Genomic DNA, 3,069 nt, shown 5'->3' on the forward strand with positions numbered 1-3,069 from the left:
CCGGCCTCCTGCGCGATCGCGGGCACCAGCCCGTCGCTGTTCCATTTCACCGCATCGAGCCAGGAGTCATTCATGTTTTAAACCGCCAAGAACGCCAAGTAAAGTTCAGAAATAATAACAGGAATTAGCGCCTCGCTGCTCGGATTAAGTCACTGTACACAAACTGCGGACTTCCCGCCCTCTAATCCCTTGGCGTTCTTGGCGTCCTTGATGCGCGCCATCCGTGGCGCGCACCCCTGCGGGGCGCGCTAAAGCGCGCCACAATTTCGCTCCTGGCGAAATTGTGGCGGTTCAGAATCTTACTTCAATCCCAGCCGCGGCCATGCGCTGCTTGGCTTGGCCGACGGTGTATTCGCCGAAGTGAAAAATGCTGGCCGCGAGTACGGCATCGGCGTGGCCCAGGCGAACGCCATCCACGAGATGATCGAGATTGCCGACCCCGCCGGAAGCGATCACCGGAATACTGACGGCGTCGCACACCGCGCGCGTGAGATTGAGATCAAAACCGTTCTTCGTGCCATCGCGGTCCATGCTCGTCAACAGGATTTCCCCCGCACCGTATTCCGTCATCTTCCTGGCCCACGCCACGGCATCCAATCCGGTCGCCTTGCGGCCGCCGTGAGTGAATACTTCCCACTTGCCCGGCCCGACCTGCTTGGCGTCGATCGCCACCACGATACACTGCGAGCCGAAATGATCCGAGGCCTCCTTCACGAATTCGGGGCGCGACACCGCGGCGGTGTTGATCGCGACCTTGTCGGCGCCGGCGTTGAGCATGCGGCGCACGTCTTCGACTTTGCGAATCCCGCCGCCAACGGTCAGCGGGATGAACACCTGCGCAGCCATCGCCTCGACCACGTGAACCATGGTCTCGCGGTTGTCGGAACTGGCGGTGATGTCGAGAAAGATTACTTCATCGGCGCCCTGCTCGTCATACCGGCGCGCGATCTCGACGGGATCGCCCGCATCGCGGATTTCCACGAAACGCACGCCTTTGACGACGCGGCCGTTGTCCACGTCGAGACAGGGGATTATTCGTTTCGCAAGGCCCATATATGATTTGAACCGTCAAGGACGCCAAGAGATTCCAAGTAAAATTCTTTCGCTTTCCTGGCGTCCTTAGCGGTTTAAAATTATTTTCTCATTTCATCCGCGAGTTTCTGGGCGGCGGCGAAGTCGAGCGTGCCCTCGTAAATCGCGCGGCCGGTGATGGCCCCGACGATGCCGGCGTCACCCGCCTCGCAAAGCCGGCGGATGTCGTCGATGTTGGTGATACCGCCGGAGGCGATAACCGGAATCGAAATCGCGTTCGCGAGCTTGACCGTCGCCTCGATATTGACACCGGTCATCATGCCGTCGCGGCCGATGTCGGTGTAGATGATCGCTTCGACGCCGTCGTCCTGATATTTCTTCGCCAGATCGATGACGTCGTGCCCGGAGAGCTTGGACCAGCCGTCGATCGCCACCTTGCCGTCTTTGGCGTCGAGTCCGACGATGATGTGCCCGGGGAATTCCGTGCACGCGTCGCTCACGAAATGCGGGGCATTCACCGCCTTGGTGCCGAGAATGACATAACGCACGCCCATGTCGATATAGGCCTGGATGGTATCCTCGTCACGTATACCGCCGCCCACCTGCATCGGCATGTCCGGAAAGGCGGATCGGATCGCCTGGATGGCGGCCGCATTCACCGGCTTGCCGGCATGCGCCCCGTTGAGATCCACGATGTGCAGGCGGCGCGCGCCGACATCCACCCAGCGCCTGGCCATGGCCACGGGGTCGTCGGAAAAGATCGTCTCTTCGTTCATGCGCCCCTGGCGCAGACGCACACACTTGCCGTCTTTGATATCAATCGCGGGAATTACCAGCAGAGAGGACATGATTGATAATAAGTCAGTAACCGCGGATGAACACAGATAAACGCTGATTTTTAAAACTCACTAACGCCCTGCTTCTCTTCATCTGCGTGAATCTGCGTTTATCAGCGTTTCAGAAATATTATATTAGCTGTTTCCGTCCCAGGACACGAAATTCTCCAGCAGGCGCAAGCCGGCGCGCTGGCTTTTTTCCGGGTGGAACTGGACGGCGAAAATATTCTCACGTGCCGCGGCCGAGGTAAACCGCAGCGCATACTCCGTCTCGCCGGCGATATCATGGGCATCGGCCGAATCGGCATAGTAACTGTGCACGAAATAAAACCGCGAATCCTGCGGGATACCGTTCCACAACGGGTGCGCGACAGTCTGGCGCACCTGATTCCAGCCCATGTGCGGCACCTTCAGCGGCAGACCGCCGGCCGTGTCCACCATCATCGAAGGCGGAAAACGCTTCACCGCCCCCGCCAGCAGGCTCAGGCACGGCGTGCCGCCGCCCTCTTCGCTGAAATCATACAGGGCCTGAAGACCGAGACAGATGCCGAGAAAGGGTTTGGTTTTCATCGCCTCGAGAAGCGATTCGCGCAGCATGCCGGTCTCCAGCGCCGCCATGCAACCGCCAATGGCGCCTTGGCCGGGAAACACGACGCGGTCGGCACGATGGATGTCCGCCGCCGCGGCCGTAAGTTGTACGCGTGTGCCGGGCGCGACATGCTCGATCGCCTTGCACACCGAGCGCAGATTTCCCATCCCGTAATCAATCACCGCGACCGTATTCATACTTAAATATATAAATCAACGATTGTGAACCGCCAAGGGTGAGGCGGAGTCCTTGCGAATGTTCAGTGAACATTCGCACCGCCGAACGGGTGCAACGATTTCTGTTGCACCCTGGGCCGCAACATAGAATTTCCTGGCGTCCTTGGCGTTCTTGGCGGTTTAAAACTATAAACTCCCTTTCGTTGACGGGATCGTACCCGCCGCGCGTGCGTCGATCTCCAGCGCCATGCGCAGAGCGCGTCCGAAGGCCTTGAAGATCGTCTCGGCGTTGTGGTGCGCGTTCTTGCCGCGCAGACAGTCCACGTGCATCGTCACCAGGGCATGATTGCAGAATCCCTGGAAAAATTCGTGCACCAGATCCACGTCGAATTCGCCCACGCGCGAGCGCGGGAAATCCACGTGATATTCCAGGCCG

At 59.3% G+C, this 3,069-nt stretch carries 3 protein-coding genes and 1 pseudogene; all 4 read right to left on the minus strand.

From position 1 onward, the window contains the following. Nucleotides 1-291: 291 nt before the first annotated feature. On the minus strand, nucleotides 292-1,053 hold the full coding sequence (hisF, locus tag ACC569_RS14315) for an imidazole glycerol phosphate synthase subunit HisF (protein WP_372524203.1): 762 nt from the start codon (nucleotides 1,051-1,053) through the stop codon (nucleotides 292-294). Nucleotides 1,054-1,133: 80 nt separating this feature from the next. Beyond that, on the minus strand, nucleotides 1,134-1,871 hold the full coding sequence (hisA, locus tag ACC569_RS14320; RefSeq protein WP_372524205.1) for a 1-(5-phosphoribosyl)-5-[(5-phosphoribosylamino)methylideneamino]imidazole-4-carboxamide isomerase: 738 nt from the start codon (nucleotides 1,869-1,871) through the stop codon (nucleotides 1,134-1,136). 132 nt (nucleotides 1,872-2,003) lie between these two features. Next, nucleotides 2,004-2,654: an imidazole glycerol phosphate synthase subunit HisH gene (hisH, locus tag ACC569_RS14325; protein ID WP_372524204.1), complete on the minus strand. Its 651-nt coding sequence runs from the start codon at nucleotides 2,652-2,654 to the stop codon at nucleotides 2,004-2,006. A gap of 165 nt (nucleotides 2,655-2,819) precedes the next feature. Beyond that, a pseudogene (locus ACC569_RS14330) lies at nucleotides 2,820-3,069 on the minus strand (imidazoleglycerol-phosphate dehydratase); the annotation flags it as partial.

The sequence above is a fragment of the Sulfuricaulis sp. genome (genome assembly GCF_041499725.1).
Lineage (GTDB): Bacteria > Pseudomonadota > Gammaproteobacteria > Acidiferrobacterales > Sulfurifustaceae > Sulfuricaulis.